This is a genomic window from Selenomonas sp. oral taxon 892 str. F0426 (assembly GCF_000468035.1).
In the GTDB taxonomy this organism is placed as follows: domain Bacteria; phylum Bacillota; class Negativicutes; order Selenomonadales; family Selenomonadaceae; genus Centipeda.
On sequence record NZ_KI260523.1, the window covers coordinates 1 to 18435 of the forward strand.

General features: G+C 54.1%; 16 protein-coding genes and 1 other annotated feature. Of the genes, 13 read left to right on the forward strand and 3 right to left on the reverse strand.

Annotated features, from left to right (window positions below; all coding sequences use genetic code 11):
- Positions 1 to 107 precede the first annotated feature (107 nt).
- A complete protein-coding gene (locus tag HMPREF1992_RS00980) occupies positions 108 to 968 on the reverse strand; it encodes an NAD(P)-dependent oxidoreductase (protein ID WP_021683934.1) in 861 nt (286 codons plus the stop codon).
- Between the two features lie 144 nt (positions 969 to 1112).
- On the opposite strand from HMPREF1992_RS00980, the gene HMPREF1992_RS00985 reads away from it, so the two are divergent.
- From HMPREF1992_RS00985 to HMPREF1992_RS01020, 8 genes are all read left to right on the forward strand, one after another.
- Positions 1113 to 2723, forward strand: a complete 1611-nt coding sequence (locus tag HMPREF1992_RS00985; protein ID WP_037357907.1) for an MBL fold metallo-hydrolase RNA specificity domain-containing protein — start codon at positions 1113 to 1115, stop codon at positions 2721 to 2723.
- Between the two features lie 197 nt (positions 2724 to 2920).
- Positions 2921 to 7180: a 2-hydroxyacyl-CoA dehydratase gene (locus tag HMPREF1992_RS00990; protein ID WP_037357910.1), complete on the forward strand. Its 4260-nt coding sequence runs from the start codon at positions 2921 to 2923 to the stop codon at positions 7178 to 7180.
- Between the two features lie 199 nt (positions 7181 to 7379).
- On the forward strand, positions 7380 to 7730 hold the full coding sequence (locus tag HMPREF1992_RS00995) for a LysM peptidoglycan-binding domain-containing protein (RefSeq protein ID WP_037357913.1): 351 nt from the start codon (positions 7380 to 7382) through the stop codon (positions 7728 to 7730).
- 127 nt (positions 7731 to 7857) lie between these two features.
- Positions 7858 to 9777: a threonine--tRNA ligase gene (gene thrS, locus HMPREF1992_RS01000; RefSeq protein ID WP_021683938.1), complete on the forward strand. Its 1920-nt coding sequence runs from the start codon at positions 7858 to 7860 to the stop codon at positions 9775 to 9777.
- A 32-nt stretch (positions 9778 to 9809) separates the two neighbouring features.
- Positions 9810 to 9912, forward strand: a sequence feature (ribosomal protein L20 leader region).
- A 59-nt stretch (positions 9913 to 9971) separates the two neighbouring features.
- Positions 9972 to 10535 (forward strand): translation initiation factor IF-3, encoded by a 564-nt coding sequence (infC, locus tag HMPREF1992_RS01005; RefSeq protein WP_037357916.1) that lies wholly within the window; start codon positions 9972 to 9974, stop codon positions 10533 to 10535.
- A complete protein-coding gene (gene rpmI / locus HMPREF1992_RS01010) occupies positions 10522 to 10719 on the forward strand; it encodes a 50S ribosomal protein L35 (protein ID WP_006693988.1) in 198 nt (65 codons plus the stop codon). The genes infC and rpmI overlap by 14 nt, the downstream gene beginning before the upstream one ends.
- A gap of 51 nt (positions 10720 to 10770) precedes the next feature.
- Positions 10771 to 11124, forward strand: a complete 354-nt coding sequence (gene rplT, locus HMPREF1992_RS01015) for a 50S ribosomal protein L20 (RefSeq protein ID WP_021683940.1) — start codon at positions 10771 to 10773, stop codon at positions 11122 to 11124.
- 53 nt (positions 11125 to 11177) lie between these two features.
- Complete coding sequence (locus tag HMPREF1992_RS01020) at positions 11178 to 12008, forward strand: RNA methyltransferase (RefSeq protein WP_021683941.1); 831 nt, start codon at positions 11178 to 11180, stop codon at positions 12006 to 12008.
- A 56-nt stretch (positions 12009 to 12064) separates the two neighbouring features.
- Here the strand turns inward: HMPREF1992_RS01020 and trxA are convergent, their stop codons facing one another.
- Complete coding sequence (gene trxA / locus HMPREF1992_RS01025; RefSeq protein ID WP_021683942.1) at positions 12065 to 12376, reverse strand: thioredoxin; 312 nt, start codon at positions 12374 to 12376, stop codon at positions 12065 to 12067.
- A gap of 235 nt (positions 12377 to 12611) precedes the next feature.
- On the opposite strand from trxA, the gene HMPREF1992_RS01030 reads away from it, so the two are divergent.
- From HMPREF1992_RS01030 to HMPREF1992_RS01045, 4 genes are all read left to right on the forward strand, one after another.
- Positions 12612 to 14303 carry a bifunctional diguanylate cyclase/phosphodiesterase gene (locus HMPREF1992_RS01030; protein WP_021683943.1) on the forward strand — a complete coding sequence of 564 codons (1692 nt, stop codon included), beginning with the start codon at positions 12612 to 12614 and terminating at the stop codon, positions 14301 to 14303.
- The gene (gene queF / locus HMPREF1992_RS01035) at positions 14303 to 14794 is read left to right on the forward strand and encodes a preQ(1) synthase (RefSeq protein WP_021683944.1); all 492 of its coding nucleotides are present in this window, start codon (positions 14303 to 14305) and stop codon (positions 14792 to 14794) included. Before HMPREF1992_RS01030 ends, queF begins: the two co-directional genes overlap by 1 nt.
- The gene (locus HMPREF1992_RS01040; RefSeq protein WP_021683945.1) at positions 14794 to 15624 is read left to right on the forward strand and encodes a pyridoxamine kinase; all 831 of its coding nucleotides are present in this window, start codon (positions 14794 to 14796) and stop codon (positions 15622 to 15624) included. Before queF ends, HMPREF1992_RS01040 begins: the two co-directional genes overlap by 1 nt.
- A gap of 69 nt (positions 15625 to 15693) precedes the next feature.
- Positions 15694 to 16353 (forward strand): TatD family nuclease-associated radical SAM protein, encoded by a 660-nt coding sequence (locus tag HMPREF1992_RS01045; RefSeq protein ID WP_021683946.1) that lies wholly within the window; start codon positions 15694 to 15696, stop codon positions 16351 to 16353.
- A gap of 167 nt (positions 16354 to 16520) precedes the next feature.
- Here the strand turns inward: HMPREF1992_RS01045 and thiT are convergent, their stop codons facing one another.
- On the reverse strand, positions 16521 to 17174 hold the full coding sequence (gene thiT / locus HMPREF1992_RS01050) for an energy-coupled thiamine transporter ThiT (RefSeq protein WP_021683947.1): 654 nt from the start codon (positions 17172 to 17174) through the stop codon (positions 16521 to 16523).
- Positions 17175 to 17400: 226 nt separating this feature from the next.
- On the opposite strand from thiT, the gene pheS reads away from it, so the two are divergent.
- Positions 17401 to 18429 (forward strand): phenylalanine--tRNA ligase subunit alpha, encoded by a 1029-nt coding sequence (gene pheS, locus HMPREF1992_RS01055; RefSeq protein ID WP_037357921.1) that lies wholly within the window; start codon positions 17401 to 17403, stop codon positions 18427 to 18429.
- The last annotated feature ends 6 nt before the right edge of the window (positions 18430 to 18435 follow it).

Sequence of the window (18435 nt, forward strand, 5' to 3'; positions counted from 1 at the left end):
TTTATTCGTTCAAGCGAAGCGCGTTTGGAATCCGCAGGTATTTAGGCAGATAAGCGCCCGACCGATTGCGTAACGAGGTGTTCGTGAGGGACACGCATTACAATCAATCACTCGTAATATTTCAGCAAGCTCTGTGTGCCGTCAGCCCCACCGCCGCGCTCCTCAAGTGCGCGTGCTTCGCTCAGCACCTGCTCCAGAATGGGCAGGTCGACACCGTATTCTTTGCTCGTCTCGGCACCGATCGTCATATCCTTGACAAAGTGCTTGATCATAAAGCCGGGGGCGAAGTTGCCGTCGAGTGCCATGCGGATCATATTGCTCATCTGGAAGCTTGCTGCTGCGCCGCCTGAGATGGAAGCGTAGACCTTTTCCACATCGAGCCCCGCAGCGCGCGCGTAGGCAAATGCTTCGCAGGCGCCCGCAAGTGTGCCCGCAATGGCGATCTGATTGGCTGCCTTCGTCTTTTGTCCCGCACCCGCTGCGCCCTCATAGACGATGTTCTTGCCCATCGCTGCAAAGACGGGGTGTATGGCGTTGAACGCATCCTCGTCTCCACCGACGAGAATGTTCAGCGTGGCGTTCCGTGCGCCCATGTCACCGCCTGTGACGGGGGCATCGAGCGCGTGAATGCCGCTTTTTTTTGCCTCTGTGTAGATACGCTCGGCGAGTGCGGGGGAGGAGGTTGTCATATCGGCGGTATATGCACCCGCACTGAGATTTGCGAGAATGCCGTCTGCGCCGAGGTAGATCTCCTCTACATCCTTCGGATAGCCGACGATGGTGATGACGATATCCTGCCCGCGTGCGCATGCGCCGGGACTGTCACAGTACTTTGCGCCGCGCGCGACGAGTTCATCTGCTTTGGACTTTGTACGGTTGTAGACACTGAGTTCATAGCCCGCATCCATCAGGTGTCCTGCCATCGCTGCACCCATGATGCCGAGTCCGATAAAGCCGATTTTTTTCATAGCATTTCCTCCATTTCACACGTTGTCCATATGCTCAGTGTATCATAAAATCCTGCAGGAAGCAGGATTTTTTTGATGGATTCCGAATTTTATAAGTATAAATGTGATACGAGAAAATATATAAATTTGGAGGGAGGATATGTTATGCGGCTTGAATTTTTGGGCGCTGCACACGTTGTCACTGGATCGTGTTATCTGCTTCATGTGGGTGATCATCTGTATCTGATTGACTGTGGAATGTATCAGGGAACACGTCGACTGCGTGAGATGAACTACGAGGATTTTCCCTTTAACCCCGCCGAGATCGAAGCGGTTTTTCTGACACACGCGCATATTGACCACTGTGGACGTATTCCGCGGCTCGTGCGTGAAGGCTTTCGCGGAAAGGTATATGCAACGCGTGCGACGTGCGATCTTGTCCGGATCATGCTGCCGGACTCAGCACATATCCAGGAGAGCGATGCGGAGCTGATGAACCGCAAGAATGCGCGTCGGAGTGAGGCACCGATCACACCGCTCTACACACAGGCTGATGCCTATGCGGCACTCGAGCAGTTCGAGCCTGTTGATTATCGGACGCCTCTGCAAGTGGATGATTTGCGGCTGACGTTCCGTGATGCAGGTCATATCCTAGGCTCCGCAATCATTGAGATTGTCGTGGTGGAGCAAGGAAAGGAGACGAAACTTGTATTCTCAGGGGATCTCGGGCAGCCAGATCAGCCCATTTTGTGTGATCCTGAAGTGATTGATGGGGCGGATTTTCTGCTCGTCGAGTCAACCTACGGGGACCGCATCCACCGCGACTATGATAAGGAGTCTGCACTGCTCGAGGTCATTCGCGACACAATGGATCGCGGCGGCAATGTCATCATTCCGTCCTTTGCCGTCGGACGGACGCAGACATTGCTTTACTATTTTTACAATCTGTGGAAAGCGGGACGGCTCGACGGCGATATTCCGATCATCATCGACAGTCCGCTGGCAATCCAAGCAACGCGTGTTTTTCTCAAGAACTATGAGGATTTCGACGAGGAGACGATCGCGTTCTTTGGAGAACAGGGGACAATTCCCGCATTCCCTCAGGTGCGTATTGCGGAGACTGCAGCGGAGTCGCGTGCGCTGAACTCTGCCGAGGGGGCAGCGATCATCCTCTCCGCCTCTGGTATGGCAGATGCGGGACGCGTACTTCATCATCTCAAGCATAACCTATGGCGCCCTGAGTCCACCATTCTCTTTGTGGGCTATCAGGCAGAGGGAAGCCTTGGGCGTCGTCTGATTGACGGTATCAAGCGTGTACGTGTCTTGGGAGAAGAGATCGCGGTCAAGGCTCAGATCCAGATGCTGGATGGATTCTCGGCGCACGCAGATGCGGAACAGATCGTACGGTGGATGGAGTCCATCAAAGAGCCGTGTCCCGCGAAGGTGTTCCTCGTTCATGGTGAGGGACAGGCACAGGAGGCCCTCAAGGAGCGAATTCAGGAGGAGCTTGGCCTTGAGGTCTATGCTCCCTTCCTCGGTGATGTTGTAACGATACAGGGACGGAGCGCCAATCTTATTCCGTCGAATATTTCATCTGTTTCTGTTGAGGCAGAAATGGAGGAAGTCATGCGCGATTTCGATGCGGAGTACCGTCAGCTGCGCAAAGCTGTAATTCGTACAGTCGTCCGTCAGCCAAAACTTATGGAACCGATCATCCGTACAATGCAGAAGGCGCGCAATTACTTCAAGAAGTTGGCTGCTCCATACAACATCTAAATCTAAACGAGATTTCTTCTGATAAAATAAAGAATTGTTATTTGGAAATTGGAATTCGCAGAGCTGTGCCTCATACACTTGCATACTCCTGTGAAATACGTTAAAATAGGGAAGCCTTAGAATAGGCTTTCCTATTTAATATGTTTCAACTGAAAAATCTATATGTTTTTATATAGATTTGGATAGGTGGTGTTATTTTGGAATCCCCATTTCGTGTCGGGGTGGATGTCGGATCGACAACGATCAAGCTGGTCGTGCTCGGGGAGGAGCATGAGATCATCTATAAGAACTATGCACGGCATTTTTCTGAGATCGGAAAGGCGTTGCAGGACAATCTTGCGCAGCTGAAGGATGTGGTGGGCGAGGCGAAATTCTCGTTTGCACTTACAGGATCGGCGGGCATGGGTATTGCCCAGCGTATCGGCTTGCCGTTTGTGCAGGAGGTCATTGCCTGTGCTTCGGCGGTGCGCCGTCTTATTCCGGAGACGACGACGGCGGTTGAGCTCGGTGGTGAGGATGCCAAGATTACGTATTTCGGCGATGCGCCGGAACAGCGTATGAACGGTGTCTGTGCAGGCGGTACCGGCTCGTTCATCGATCATATGGCGTCCCTTCTCTCGACGGATCCCATCGGACTCAACGCACTTGCCGAGCAGGGCAAGCGCGTCTATGCGATCGCTTCTCGCTGCGGCGTGTTTGCCAAGACGGATATACAGGCACTCATGAATGACGGCGCGGCAAAGGCGGATATTGCACTTTCGATTTTTCAGGCCGTGGTCAATCAAACAATCGGGAATCTGGCGCAGGGGCGTCCGATTGATGGTCGAGTTGCATTCCTCGGAGGGCCCCTCTATTTTCTCCCAGAACTGAAAAGACGTTTTATCGAAACATTGAAACTCGACGATGACCATGTTGTCGATGTGGATTACGGCAATTATTTCGTCGCTGTTGGAGCAGCCCTGTCGGACGATGCCAAGGCGATTGATATGCGAGAGATGGAGGCGTGCATTGCACGTGCGGAGCAGGCAGCTGCAGAGGAGACACGAACATCAGATGTGACGCTGTTCAAGGACGCTGCGGACTACGCTGCGTTCAAGGAGAGACATGATCGTGATCGTGTGAAGCGCGGCAATTTGGCATCCTATCGTGGAGCAATCTGTATCGGTATTGATGCGGGGTCAACGACGACGAAACTTGTCGCTATCGGCAGTGATAAGGAGCTTCTTTATACTTCCTATGGAAGCAATCACGGTTCTCCGCTGCAGTCAGTCATCGATGCACTGCGGGGGTTCTATGAACAGATGCCGGAGGGGTGTCACATCGCTGGAGCGATGACAACGGGCTATGGTGAGGCAATCGTCAAGGCGGCACTCCATGCCGACGGCGGTGAGGTTGAGACCTTTGCCCATCTGCGCGCAGCACAGGAATTCTGCTCCGATGTCAGCTTCGTTCTGGATATCGGCGGTCAGGATATGAAGTGCTTCTTTGTGCAGGACGGCAGTGTCGGCAACATTACGCTGAACGAGGCGTGCTCGGCGGGCTGCGGCTCGTTTATCCAGAATTTTGCCGAAGGACTTCATATGACGCCAGCAGAGTTTGCAGGGAAGGCGGTGGATGCGAAAGCCCCCGTTGATCTTGGCACACGCTGTACAGTTTTTATGAACTCAAAGGTGAAGCAGGCGCAGAAGGAGGGGGCGGAGGTCGCCGATATCTCGGCGGGCATTGCGCTCTCCGTCGTCAAGAATGCACTCTTCAAAGTCATGCAGATCAAGGATGTCTCTGCGCTCGGTGATCACATCGTCGTACAGGGGGGGACATTCTATAATGATGCTGTCCTGCGTGCCCTTGAGCATCTGATTGGAAAGGATGTCATTCGTCCCGATATCGCAGGACTTATGGGCGCATACGGTGCTGCTATCCTTGCGCTTGAGAGAGGTACAGAACAATCCACTTTGCTTGGAGCGGATGAGCTTGGTGACTTTACGACAAAGGCAAGCTCCTATCGTTGTACGAAGTGCGGGAATAAATGCCTGATTACCATGCAGCAGTTCTCCAACGGGGAGCGCTATTTCACTGGAAATCGATGTGAGCGCGGCATCGGCGGAGAGAAGCGTGAGGACGATACGCCGAATATATACAAGTTTAAGTATCGGCGTGTGTTCAAACATTACAAATCTCCCGCAGAGCCGCGTCGTGGCCGCATCGGCATACCGCGTACGCTCAATATGTATGAAGACTATCCGTTCTGGTTCACCTTCTTTGACAAGCTTGGCTATGGGGTCGTACTTTCGGGCAAATCTACACCGCAGCTCTTCTACAAGGGAATGGCGACGATTCCGTCGGATTCGCTTTGCTATCCAGCAAAGCTTGCACATGGGCACATTGTTGATCTCGTCGAGAAGGACGTCGATACAATATTCTATCCGTGCGAGCCGCACAATATGGCCGATAAACCAGACTCCTCGGCGAACAACTACAACTGTCCTATTGTAGCCTCCTACGCAGAGAATATTCGTATCAACATGGATATTCTGCGCGAGAAGAATATTCGATTTGTCCAGCCGTTCCTGCCGATCAATGACCGCGGGCGTATGATTGAGCGCCTTGTGGAGGAGTTCGGCAAAATCGAGGGCATCGGAAAGAAGGAAATCACTGCTGCCGTCGACGCGGGGTATGCCGAGATCGAGCAATATCGGCAGGATGTGCGTGACTATGGGCAGCAGATTCTCGATCGCATTGCACAGACGGGAGAGCATGCGATTCTTCTCGCGGGACGCCCATACCACGTCGATCCAGAGATCAATCACGGCATCCCGGAAATGATACAGTCCTACAAACTGCCGATTCTCTCTGAGGATGCGGTCTATCATATTCCTGTTAAGGAGCTCCGGCTTCAGGTCGTCAACCAGTGGAGCTATCACGCGCGGCTCTATCATGCGGCACAGTTCGTTGCGGAGCATCCAAACGTGACTCTGATTCAGCTGAGCTCATTTGGCTGTGGTCTTGATGCACTCACGACGTCGGAGGTGCGCGAGATCCTGGAGTCGCATGAGCGCATCTATACGATGATCAAGCTCGATGAGGTCTCAAATCTAGGGGCAGCGCGGATACGTCTGCGTTCACTCATGGCAACGCTTGCTCGTCGGCAGAATCCTGCCTACCATGAGGCGCCCGTCATTGAGCGTCCGCACTTTACGGAGGAGTGCAAAAAGACGCATACGATCCTTGCACCGCAGATGGCGCCGATTCATTTTGATCTCTTCCGTACGACGATGAAAAAACACGGCTATAATGTTGTAATCCCGCCGATGCCGGATAAGGCATCGATTGATCTGGGACTGCGCTATGTTCATAATGATATGTGTTATCCGGCGATTGTCGTCATTGGTCAGCTGCTCGCCGCCCTTAAAGCGGGGCTGTGTGATGCCGATCATACGAGCATTGCCCTCTTTCAGACGTGCGGCGCCTGTCGTGCGACCAACTATCTTGGCGTTCTGCGTAAGGCACTCCGTGACGCAGGTTTCCCGAATGTTGCCGTCTTTGCTGTGCGTGGTCTGCCCGAGGAGACGGACAGCTTCGCATTTACGCGTGAGATGATGGTAGATGCGGTCAAGGCTGCAATCTATGGGGATCTTCTCATGAATGTGCGCAACCGCATGATGCCGTATGAGCTCCAAAAGGGAACAACGCAGGCGGTGTTTGAAAAGTGGATGGCGCGTGCGAAAGAGGAACTAGTGCATGGAAATGTATTTAAGTTCCGGCGGATGGTAAAGGACATTGTACGTGATTTTGATCATATACCGATCAATGAGCACCTCTGGAAACCTAAGGTTGGTATCGTCGGTGAAATACTTGTGAAGTATCATCCCGTCGCAAATAACGATATTGAAAGGGTCTTGATGAACGAAGGGGCAGAAGTTGTCATGCCGGATTTTGTCGACTTCTTCCTCTACGCAGCATACGATCCAATTGCGCAGCACAAGCTTCTTGCGGGATCGTACAAGGATCGTCTCTTTGGACGTATGTTCATTAAGGTAATTGAGTTCTTCCGCTCGCCAATGCGTGAGGCTCTCAAGGAGAGCCGTCACTTCCGTCCGCCGCAGTCCATCGACCATACAGCACAGCTTGCCGCGCGTCATGTCAGTCTCGGCAACATGGCAGGTGAGGGGTGGTTCCTTACGGGTGAGATGGTCAAGCTCATCGAGGGAGGAGTGCCGAATGTGGTCTGTCTTCAGCCGTTTGGCTGTTTGCCGAATCACATTACTGGAAAGGGCGTTATGCACGATCTGCGCAAGGCATATCAAGGTGTGAACATTACGGCGATCGACTGCGATGCAGGGTCAAGCGAGGTCAACCAGCTCAATCGCCTGAAGCTCATGCTTGCCGTTGCGAAAGAGCGTCGCCCGCAGGGGATGGACTTCAAGAAAGCGTCAGGAGAGTTGGCGCAGAAAAACTGAATAATCATGTCAGATGCTGTTGTACGAAGTTCTTAACTTCATACAACAGCATCTTTTTTCAAAAATATGTTCCGCGAACAAAAATTTCGCAAAAATGCGTTCGAAAACTATTGACCGAACATCTTTTCTGTGATATTCTATATCCGAACAACAGTTTTGAGAATGTATATACGGATATTAATATAATGGAGGGGTTATGATGAAGAAGTTCGGTATTTTCCTCAGTGTATTTGCTCTTATTTGGATGGGCGTATCTGCGCTTCATCTGACAAATCCATATCTGCGCTCATCGGAATTCATTGAGGTGAATGTATCGCGTGGTGAGAATATCTGGACGATTGCACGTAAATATGCGACAAAGGAGACAATGGCGGAGCAGCTTGAGGAGGCAATCATCGAGGTGAATGGTCTCGCACCGGACGGTGCCGTCACAGCAGGACGCCGTCTGCGTGTTCCCGTGCTTGAGCCTACAGAGCAACTGCAGGCAATGGCGGAACATAAATCCCTTGACACAGCTGCCCGTGCGCCTTATAATGACGTTACCGAGTAGGGTGGAAACATATAGCCTTGTCCCTATGGGATGGATTTCCTATCCCAAGGGGCAAGGCTTTTTTGTATGAGGGAGCACCGATGGATGACATCATTTTATCAGTGGCTCCTATGAGAGGAGAGCGTTTATGATAAAGCTGACACTGCCGGATGGTTCTATTCGTGAGGCAGAGGCGGGGACAACGCTGCTGGACGTTGTAAAGGGAATGAGCAATTCACTCGCGAAGAAGGCACTTGCCGCGAGTCTGGACGGCAGAACCGTCGATCTGACGACGCCTGTGACACAGGACGCCGCATTTCGGGTGCTGACCTTTGACGATGAGGGAGGGCGCCTTGCCCTGCGCCATACGAGCGCGCATATCATGGCGCAGGCGGTAAAGCGCCTTTATGCGGACTGCAATGTGCAGCTCGCCATCGGACCCGCGATCGAAAACGGCTTCTACTACGACTTTGATCTCGAACGTCAGCTGACGGATGCTGATCTGCGTGACATCGAAAAGGAAATGAAGAAGATCGTCAAGGAGAATCTGAAGCTCGAACGCCGTGAGATCCCCCGTGCGGAGGCAATCGAGTTCTTTCGCGCAAAGGGGGAGAACTACAAGGTGGAGTTGATCGAGGATCTGCCTGCGGACGTGACCATCTCGACCTATACACAGGGAGAGTTCACGGATCTTTGCGCAGGGCCTCACGTCCTGTCCACGGGCAAAGTAAAGGCGTTCAAGCTGCAGAGTGTGGCGGGTGCGTACTGGCGCGGCAGTGAGAAAAACAAGATGCTGCAGCGCATCTACGGCACGGCATTTGAAAAACAGGAGGATCTGGATGCCTACCTCCACATGCTTGAGGAGGCGGCAAAGCGTGACCATCGCAAGCTTGGCAAGGAGCTGGATATTTTCAGCCTACATGAGGAGGGACCGGGCTTCCCGTTCTTCCACCCGAACGGCATGATCCTGCGCGATGAGCTGCTGAAATACTGGCACGAGGTACATCGCCGCTACGGCTATCAGGAGATCAGCACGCCGACGATCCTCAGCCGCAAGCTCTGGGAGACCTCGGGGCACTGGTTCCACTATCGCGAGAATATGTACACGACCGAGATAGATGACGAGGACTATGCGATCAAGCCGATGAACTGTCCCGGCTGTATGCTCGTCTACCGTTCGCAGCTCCACAGCTACCGTGATCTGCCGCTGCGTTTGGCGGAGCTTGGTGTTGTTCACCGTCACGAACTGTCCGGTGCACTGCACGGCCTTTTCCGCGTCCGCAGGTTTACACAGGACGACTCGCATCTATTTGTGACACCCGCCCAGCTGGAGGGGGAGATTCAGCATACGATTGACCTCTTTGACGAGGTCTACAATACGTTTGGTCTCACCTATAAGGCGGAGCTCTCGACGCGCCCCGAAGACTCGATGGGCTCAGATGAGATGTGGGAGATTGCGACAGAGGGGCTGCGCAAGGCTCTTGAGAATCGCGGGCTGGATTTTGTGGTGAACGAGGGCGACGGCGCGTTCTACGGGCCGAAGATCGACTTCCACCTGCGCGACTCCATTGGGCGCACGTGGCAGTGCGGCACGATCCAGCTCGACATGAGCCTACCCGAGAAGTTTGACCTCACCTATGTCGGCGAGGACGGGGAAAAGCATCGTCCCGTTATGCTGCACCGCGTCGTCTACGGTTCGGTCGAGCGGTTCATCGGCATCCTGATCGAGAACTATGCGGGTGCGTTCCCCGTGTGGATGGCGCCCGTACAGGTGCGTATCCTTCCGATCACAGAACGTCATGCGGCATACGCAGAGCAGCTGCGTCAGAAAATGTTCGGTCTCGGCATTCGCGTTGCAGTGGATGACCGCAACGAAAAGACGGGCTACAAGATCCGCGAGAGTCAGGTCAAGAAGACGCCGTACACGCTCGTTGTCGGCGATCAGGAACAGGAGAATCATACCGTCGCGCTGCGCAAGTATGGTGAGAAGGACAGCGCAACGCTGACTGTGGATGATTTTATCGCACTCGTGCAGGAAAAAATTGCGACACGCGCACAGGAGTATTGACAAGATATACGCATCTGTGATAGTATATCTTCTGTTACAAGCAGAAGCCACCGCTTCTCACCTGCGGACATTGTGTGCGTTGGGTCGAATGAAAGAATTTTTAAGGGTGGCTTTGTGCCGCCCTTTTCTATTGCCGGATGGCGTTTAGACGTGCATCCGAACCAGGAGGTGTTCTTGCCATAAGCAGGGAATCTTTGCGAATCAATGAGGAAATCCATATCCGTGAGGTGCGTGTCACCAGCGCGGAGGGAGAACAGCTTGGCATTATGCTGACGCGTGACGCCCTTCGCATGGCGGAGGAGCAGCATCTCGACCTGGTCGAGGTTGCGCCGAAGGCAAAGCCGCCCGTCTGCCGCATCATGGACTTTGGAAAGTTCCGCTATGAGCAGCAGAAACGCGAGAAAGAAGCGAAGAAGAAGCAAAAGACTATCAGCATCAAGGAGGTCAAGCTGCGTCCGAACATCGACGAACATGACTTCAACGTCAAGCTGAAGAATGCGCTTCGTTTCGTCGAAGAGGGCAACAAGGTCAAGGTGACGATTATGTTCCGCGGCAGAGAGCTCTCTCATCCGGAACTCGGGCGCGTGGTTCTTGACCGCGTTGCCGAGCGGATGACAGACCTCGTGACCATCGAGCGCGGTGCAAAACTGGAGGGGAAGAACATGACGATGATCCTTTCCCCGAAGGTACAGAAGCCGACGAAGACCGTCAAACCCGCGAAGGAAGATAAAGGAGGAAATGGCGATGCCGAAGATTAAAACGCGCCGCGCTGCAGCAAAGCGTTTCAGCGTAACAGGAAGCGGAGAATTCCGCCGCAACAAGGCGTACAAGAGACATATTCTGGAGAAGAAGACGCCGAAGCGCAAGCGTAATCTGCGCAAGGCTGCTCTTGCCGATACGTCGGACTACAAGCGCATCCGCAAGATGCTCCCCTACGCATAATTGGGGCAACGAACAACATCCCCATGAGGGTAGGAACTAGGAGGAAATGCAATGCCAAGAGTAAAGAGCGGTGTCACAGCACATCGTCGTCATAAGAAGATCCTGAAGCTCGCGAAGGGCTACCGCGGCTCGCGCAGCAAGCAGTTTAAGAAGGCAAACGAGACCGTCATGAAGGCGCTCTACTATGCGCGCCGTGACCGTCGTGCGAAGAAGGGGACGTTCCGCCGTCTCTGGATCGCCCGCATCAATGCAGCTGCCCGCGCGAACGGCATCTCGTACAGCCGCCTCATTGCAGGTCTGACGAATGCTGGTGTCGAAGTCAACCGCAAGATGCTCGCTGACCTCGCTGTTGCCGATGCTGCTGCATTTACGCAGATCGTCAACGTGGCGAAGGAGAACCAGTAAGAAGAGATTACGTCTGATGAGTCGCTCGATTCATCAGACGTATTTTTTACGATATGAAGAACATACAAAGCATTACTAGCGCTGCGAATCCCATCATACGTCTCACATCTGCTGTTGCGCACACGCATCGCCGCGCGGCAAAGGAAGGGCTGTTCACGGTTGAGGGACTGCGTCTTGCCGAGATGGCGGCAGAATCGGATTGGAAGATCCGCCACGCATTCGTGACGGAGCGTGCAATGACCGGGCAGCGGACGCGCATACTCACGAATACCCTGCTTGAACGAGGCATTCCCACATTTCTTGTTGCGGAAAAACTGTTCTCGACACTCTCTGACACAGACAGTCCGCAGGGCGTTCTGCTTGTCGTGGAGCGGCAAAAGGTCGGTTCGTTGGATACCCTTTATCAAGGGCGTCGTTCGAATGAGATGCCTCTCTATATCGCACTTGACCGCGTGCAGGATCCAGGCAACGTCGGGACGATTCTGCGGACAGCGGATGCCGTCGGTGCGTCGGGTGTCATTCTCCTGAGCGGCTCTGCAGATGTCTACAGCTCCAAGGTTGTGCGTGCGACGATGGGCGCCGTCTTTCATGTCCCATTTGTCCTTGGTGTTACGACAGGGGAGCTGATTCACTTTGCAGAGAGTGCGTCGATCGCACTCCTCGCAGCCGCATGTGATGCAGAGGCGCGCACGCACTTCGCGGCAGATTTGCGCCGCTCTGTGCTCGTCGTACTTGGCAATGAGGCAAACGGCGTGTCGGAGGAAATCCTGCACGCGGCAGAACATATCTACATCCCCATGCGCGGGCACGCGGAGTCGCTGAACGTCTCCGCAGCGGCAACCGCTATTCTGTATGAGGCATTTCGCCAGCGACTCTATGCATAAACAACAAAAGGGCTTGATCTGAACAGACCAAACCCTTTGTGCTATGTAATTTTACTTTATTCCGGCAGGAGGGATAGAATTCGCTCCTTTGAGATGAGTCCGATGGAGTCTTCTATCAGCTCTCCATTTTTAAAATAGAGAAGCGCGGGGAGGCTCATCACAGCATATTGTTCTGCAATGTCCTGTGCATCATCCATATTGATCTTGCAGATCTTAATGTCCGGGCGCTCTGCGGCGATTTCCTCAAGAATGGGGGTAAGCATACGGCAGGGCGTACACCACGTTGCCCAGAAGTCGACGATTACCAAACGATCGCTTTTCAAGACCTCTGCCTCAAATGTTTCTCCCGTCAGTTCGATAATACCCATACTCGCTTCTCCTTCACGCTATTTTCTCGTATTTTTGCTTATCATAAACAATGCTCATCTTTTTTTCAACCCCCCTGTGAAGAAAAAATCTGTCGTCCTTAAATGTGGCCTGTGTTCCGTGCAATCAGCGGATTGTCTGGTTGCGTGTAAACAAGAAAAGGTATATAATATCAAAAAAAGAAAAATCATTTTCGTGGATGAGGGTAGAAGTGTGTGAAAAGCGAGGGAAGGGAATATGAGCGGAAAGAAGAGAATTGCACTGAGCCCTGTGCTCAAACGGCATAAGTTCATCTTTGATCTGATGAAGAATACGACCTCTGATTATACCTTTTTGATGGACCCTGCTGCCGGCATTTTTCTTGCGGCTCCGGCATTCGTTCAGGCGTATGACCTCCCCGCAGAGACGATGGAGGATATCGCTGGCATACTGACGCCGCTTGTCTATCTGCAGGATCGAAAGTCCCTTGCGGAGCTCTTCTCCTCGCTCGGCAGCCTGGCCGAGGGGCGAGATCGTCAGCTTGACTTCCGCATGAAGGATGCAAAGGGAGATTTTTCGTGGCTGCGTCTGAAGGGGAAGATCGGTACTTCCGAGGATGGAACGCCGAATCTCTTCGTCGGGACGATCAGCCAGCTCGCACGCCGCAACTCTGCAGACTCTGTCACGGGACTCCTCAACCGCTATCAGTTCATTGAAGATCTGGGCGAGGCACTGCGTGAGGCACGTGAGACAGGCGGGAGCGGCGGACTCCTCGTCATGGGTATCGATAACTTCCGTACGGTCAACGAGGCGTTCAACCATGAGATTGGCGATATCATCCTGCGCCAGATCTCTGAGCGCATCCTTCAGAATATCCCGCGCAAGCTTTCTCTCTATCGTCTTGACGGCGATGAGTTCGGTCTCATCTATCCGGGGGCTGATGCGGATCTTCTGACGGAGTTCTTTATCCGCGTGCAGCGTGAGTTCGCGCATCCGCAGATGTATGACGGGCGTCAGTACATCGTCACTGTGTCGGCGGGCATGGTGTTCTATCCGCAGTCGGCGCGTGACCCGCTCGTCCTGCACAAATATGCACAGGCAGCACTCGACGCTGCGAAGTCGGGCGGAAAGAATCGCATCAATGAGTTCTCGAAGGAAGTCTACAACCGTTGGCTACGCTCCCTGACGATCCAGGAGCAGATCCTGCAGGATGTCAAGGCGGGCTGCCGCAACTTCGAGCTCTACTTCCAGCCGCAGGTGGCGGGGGACGATCAACACCTTGTGGGCGCGGAGACACTGCTCCGTTGGAAAAACAGCAAGGGGCGCATGGTCGCACCGATGGAGTTCATTCGCATTCTGGAGGAGACCAAGACGATTGTGCCCGTCGGGCGCTGGATCTTCGAGCAGGCATTGCGCGTCTGCAAGGAATGGCGGAAGCGCATTCCGGATTTCCACATGAGTGTCAACATGAGCTACGAGCAGATCAAGGATCTCTCCTTCCTTGAGTTTGTAGAGGACTGTCTGCGGCGGCACGATATGCCGGCGGATGCCGTTGTGCTTGAGCTCACGGAGAGCAAGATTGTCAGCGATCTGAAGTTTGTCAATGCCCAGTTCGATGTATTCCGCAGCCACGGCATCAAGGTGGCAATGGACGACTTCGGTACGGGCTACTCCTCGCTCTCGTCGCTGAAGAATCTGAACTGCGACATCGTAAAGATCGACCGTGCCTTTGTCATACGGATCCTTGAGAACCACTTCGACCAGAAGCTTGTGGAGTACACGGTGGATCTCTGCCACAGCATCGGCATGACCACCTGCATCGAGGGTGTAGAGAAGCAGGACGAGTATGACTGTCTCGTGAAGATCTGCAAGACGGATACGATACAGGGCTATCTCTTTGGTCGTCCCGAGCCGCAGGATGTATTTGAAAAGAAATTCTTGGGGATGTAATGGCAAGAGACAAGACACAGGAGGGGCTGACGCTTCTCGGACAGCAGCGCACGGACTATGGCTATGACTACGCGCCCGAGGCGCTTGAGACATTTCAAAATAAACATGCGGATCACGACTACTGGGTGCGGTTCAACTGCCCCGAGTTCACGACGCTCTGTCCGATCACGGGGCAGCCGGACTACGGGACGATCTACATCTCCTATATGCCCGCTGAGCGCATGGTCGAGAGCAAGTCACTGAAGCTCTATCTCGTGAGCTTTCGCAATCACGGGGACTTCCATGAAGATGTGGTCAATGTTATCATGCGTGATCTTATTCATCTGATGGAGCCAAAATACATCGAGGTGCAGGGAAAATTCCTGCCGCGCGGCGGCATCTCGATTGATCCCTACGCGAACTACGGTATGCCTGGGACGAAATACGAGCAGCTCGCCTGGGAGCGCCTGTCCATGCACGACCGCGTGCCGGAACGGGTGGATAACCGCTGATGGCGCGGCAGAAACGAATTGCCCTCGTCAATGACATCACGGGATTTGGGCGCTGCTCTGTAACAGTACAGCTGCCGCTGATCTCTGCGATGCGCGTGCAGGCGTGTCCTCTTCCGACGGCAATTCTCTCCGTGCATACGGGTTTTCCGAATCACTACATCGACGACTATACGGAACGTATGCGCCCCTATATGGAGAATTGGGCGGCGAACGCCCTCGATTTTGACGCGATCTTGACGGGTTTTCTGGGGTCGGAGCGGCAGATTGAGGTCGTTTTGGAGTGTATTGCGCGTTTCAAGGGGCGGGATACATGCGTCATTGTTGACCCTGTGATGGGAGACAACGGCACGCTTTACTCCTCCTATACGCCGGAGCTCTGTGCGAAGATGCGCCAGCTGCTTCCGTATGCGGATGTGGTGACACCGAACCTTACGGAGGCGTGTCAGCTGCTTGGCACGGACTATCCTGCAAACGGATTGGTGACGGAAGAAGAACTTGCAGAGATGGCGGCGGCAATTGCAGCGATGGGGCCGCATGATGTCATCATTACAGGCCTGCATGCGGGGGATCGCGTGCGTACCTATCTCTATGCAGAGGGGCATGGGTATGCCTTTGACAACGCAAAGGTCGGGCGCGACCGCTCCGGTTCGGGTGATGCCTTTGCTGCGATTGTGGCAGCGGCGCTTGTGCGCGGTATTCCCATTGAGGAGGGGGCACGGCGCGCGGCGGCGTTTATCGGACACTGCCTTGCGTATGCCGAGGAGCTGGATCTGCCGTGGAACTACGGGCTCCCATTCGAGGAGTTTATGAGTGAGCTTACGACACTGTAACACTGCAAACAAAATAAGCTGTCGCAATGCGGCAGCTTTTCTCATTTCTGTGTATGATAGGAGAATCTTATGATTGTATATGCCACACATGCGGGCGGGCGCTATCTCCCCATCGAGGAGAGCCTTCGGGAACAGCCGGAGGGCAAGCGTGCCGTCTACATCAATATCACAAATGACTGCAACTGTGACTGCGTCTTCTGCCTGCGCAGCATGAAGGAGATGGCAAAGGAATCCTCCCTGTGGATCGAGCGGGATCCGTCTGTCGAGGAGATCATTGCAGAACTCGACCGCCTGCCGTGGGAATATGTGTGTGAGGTGGTTTGCTGCGGCTTTGGCGAGCCGCTGATTCGTCTCGATACCGTGCTTGCTGTTCTGCGCCGCGTGAAGGAGCAGCATCCCGATGTGCCGACACGCGTCAACACGAACGGACTCGGGGAGCTTGAGCATGGCTGCGAATTCGCGGAACGCTTTGCAGGACTGCTCGACACCATATCCATCAGCCTTAACGCCTCGAATGCGGAGCGCTATCTCGCACTCACGCGCTCGAAATTCGGCATCTCCTCCTATGAGGCGATGCTGGCATTTGCTGAGCACTGCAAGCCCTATGTGCCGAACGTCGTGCTCACCGTCGTGGAGAAGGTCGAGAATGAGGAGGAGATTGCGCTCTGCCGCAAGATCTGTGCGGAGCGTGGCCTGACGCTGCGTGTGCGCACGTATGAGGATAGCTAGGGAATCGCTGATAAAATGAAGTCCGTCAGATTGGCGTAGATTTTTTCGTCCGAACAAGGAGACAAACCGGACGATAGCCAAAGCTATGTGGAGGATTTGCCGACACAGTTCTGGCAAAAAAGATACGTCAAGATGACAGGGCTGAATTTATCAGTGCTTCCCTAAGATTACTGTGTCAGCTTTGCACCATAGAGTGGCGTCCTTTGATCCATCGCGGCAAGGAGACGAGGAACGGGAAGGATGCGCAGGATCACAAGGCAGATGACCGCCTCAGGCACGAGGTAGGTTGCATTAAACACCAGAGAGTAGAGATAGGGTGACATGTCCGGCGGGGCATATGAGCCGAAGAAGACGACCCCGGAGATGTAGTGGCAGAGGAAGCGCGCCGAAAAAGCAAGTGCTGCGCCCGCGTAGAGGCGTCCCGGCACGGCAGCGGCGATGGCTAGTGCCATATAGGGCAGCGGATAGTCAAAGAGCACCTGCAGCGGGTGGACGATGAATGCGTCCTGCATGAGATTTATCATGCCGTAGAGGAAGCCCGCAAGGCAGCCTATGCCCGCGCCGTAGCGGTAGGTGAGGAAGAGCAGCGGCACCATCGCCCCCAGCGTAATGCTGCCGCCTTGCGGCATATGGAAGAGCCGCAGCTGATGCAGCACAATCGTCAGCGCAAGCATCAGAGCGACGTTGATGAGCATGCCTGTCGTGAAATGGATCCGGCGCATCTGCAGATAGCCGAGGATGAAGATGAGCACGGCAAGCAGGGTGAAGAGACTGGCCGGCTGAGTGAGCAGTTCTGTCATGCTCTTGATGAGTGTGTCCATAGGAACCTCCTTGTGTGGTGTACGTGGGGGGATGCCACTTCTTTGAGAATCTCTCTATAGCATACTATAAAAAAGAGGGTTCTTCAATTCCTTTGAACGTGCGAATCTGCGCGTCAATCTGGATTTTTTCAGATAAATATGGTAAACTGAACAGTGGTATTTTTATCAAATGAATCGAAAGAATGTATAAAAACGCCATCATTTCGTGCACATACAGGAGGACGATATGGACGAGAAGATCAGAGAACTCAGGGAACGCGCCCGTGCCGCGATTGCGGAGACGGCGGAGAGCCTTAGTGAACTCAATGATATACGTGTGAAATTCCTTGGAAAAAAGGGGGAGATGACGGCTCTCCTGCGCAGCATGAGCGCCCTCGCACAGGAGGAGCGCCCGCGCATCGGCAAGATTGTCAACGAGGCGCGGGCCGAGCTCGAAGAACTGCTTGCGGCGAAGTCCGAGGAGCTGGCACATAGAGAGCTCGCGGATAAGATTGCCGCTGAGCAGATCGACGTGACCCTGCCGGGACGCACAGCACCTGTGGGGCATCTGCATCCGCTCACGATCACCCTCGACCGCATCAAGAGGATCTTCCTGCAGATGGGCTTTACCATCGAGGAGGGGCCCGAGATCGAGAGCGACTACTATAACTTCGAGGCACTGAATCTGCCGAAGGATCATCCTGCACGCGACATGCAGGACTCGTTCTACATCACGGAAGATATTCTTCTGCGCTCGCAGACTTCGCCCGTGCAGGCGCGTACAATGCAGAAGAACGAGCCGAACACGCCGATTCGCATGATTGCGCCCGGCCGTGTCTATCGCCGTGACTCCTATGATGCGACGCACTCCCCGATGTTCACGCAGGTGGAGGGGCTGGTCATCGACAAGGGCATCTCCTTTGCCGATCTAAAGGGTACGCTTGAGCTCTGCCTGCATCAGCTCTTCGATGCGGATGCAAAGGTGCGGTTCCGTCCGAGCTTCTTCCCGTTTACAGAACCGTCGACCGAGGTTGACATCTCGTGCTCGGCCTGTCACGGAGCAGGCTGTCGTGTGTGCAAGGGGACGGGCTGGCTCGAGATCCTCGGCGCGGGCATGGTGCACCCGAATGTCCTGCGCATGAGCGGCTACGATCCGGAGCAGGTGTCGGGCTTCGCGTTCGGCATGGGCGTCGAGCGCATTGCGATGCTCGCCTACGGTGTGGATGATCTGCGCCTGTTCTACGACAACGACGTGCGTTTCTTACATCAATTTTAAGGAGGC

Bases quoted from the DNA above. Each gene is read 5' to 3' on its own strand.
- pheS (WP_037357921.1), top strand. From the start codon at position 17,401: ATGGACGAGAAGATCAGAGAACTCAGGGAACGCGCCCGTGCCGCGATT.
- rplT (WP_021683940.1), top strand. From the start codon at position 10,771: ATGCCAAGAGTAAAGAGCGGTGTCACAGCACATCGTCGTCATAAGAAG.
- HMPREF1992_RS01040 (WP_021683945.1), top strand. From the start codon at position 14,794: ATGGCGCGGCAGAAACGAATTGCCCTCGTCAATGACATCACGGGATTT.
- HMPREF1992_RS00995 (WP_037357913.1), top strand. From the start codon at position 7,380: ATGAAGAAGTTCGGTATTTTCCTCAGTGTATTTGCTCTTATTTGGATG.
- thiT (WP_021683947.1), bottom strand. From the start codon at position 17,174: ATGGACACACTCATCAAGAGCATGACAGAACTGCTCACTCAGCCGGCC.
- rpmI (WP_006693988.1), top strand. From the start codon at position 10,522: ATGCCGAAGATTAAAACGCGCCGCGCTGCAGCAAAGCGTTTCAGCGTA.
- queF (WP_021683944.1), top strand. From the start codon at position 14,303: ATGGCAAGAGACAAGACACAGGAGGGGCTGACGCTTCTCGGACAGCAG.
- HMPREF1992_RS01020 (WP_021683941.1), top strand. From the start codon at position 11,178: ATGAAGAACATACAAAGCATTACTAGCGCTGCGAATCCCATCATACGT.
- thrS (WP_021683938.1), top strand. From the start codon at position 7,858: ATGATAAAGCTGACACTGCCGGATGGTTCTATTCGTGAGGCAGAGGCG.
- trxA (WP_021683942.1), bottom strand. From the start codon at position 12,376: ATGGGTATTATCGAACTGACGGGAGAAACATTTGAGGCAGAGGTCTTG.
- HMPREF1992_RS00985 (WP_037357907.1), top strand. From the start codon at position 1,113: ATGCGGCTTGAATTTTTGGGCGCTGCACACGTTGTCACTGGATCGTGT.
- HMPREF1992_RS00980 (WP_021683934.1), bottom strand. From the start codon at position 968: ATGAAAAAAATCGGCTTTATCGGACTCGGCATCATGGGTGCAGCGATG.
- HMPREF1992_RS01045 (WP_021683946.1), top strand. From the start codon at position 15,694: ATGATTGTATATGCCACACATGCGGGCGGGCGCTATCTCCCCATCGAG.
- HMPREF1992_RS01030 (WP_021683943.1), top strand. From the start codon at position 12,612: ATGAGCGGAAAGAAGAGAATTGCACTGAGCCCTGTGCTCAAACGGCAT.